We start from the raw sequence: 362 nt of genomic DNA on the forward strand, positions 1-362 counted from the left end.
TGGGTGTTGATCAGCTGCTGCACAAAAGCACCGGGGTTGAAGCTGGCGATCTGTTGGATGCCGGCCTGGATGGCCGCCGGCAGGTTGGCCAACTCGGTCGGCAGATTCTGAAGGCCCGTGAAGATCTGGTGGGCATAACCGATCTGATTGTTGACCAGCTGGTGCAGGAACGGGAACGGGTTGGTAGAGAAGGTGTTCCCGATCGCCTGCAAGTTGTTGGCGGTGTTGGTGAACAGGGCCTGATACGGGCCGGCCACCGTGGCACCGAACGAACTCAACCCACTGAGCACCCCCGCCGCTCCCCCGGTCTGCAGGCTGCCCAAAGAGATCCCCGCACCAGCAATCGCATTCGAAATCGCCTG

At 61.3% G+C, this 362-nt stretch carries 1 pseudogene; it reads right to left on the reverse strand.

Annotated features, from left to right (window positions below):
- A pseudogene (locus SKC42_RS27525) lies at positions 1-323 on the reverse strand (PE family protein); the annotation flags it as partial.
- Positions 324-362 lie beyond the last annotated feature (39 nt).

The sequence above is a fragment of the Mycobacterium sp. 050134 genome, from assembly GCF_036409085.1.
GTDB lineage: Bacteria > Actinomycetota > Actinomycetes > Mycobacteriales > Mycobacteriaceae > Mycobacterium.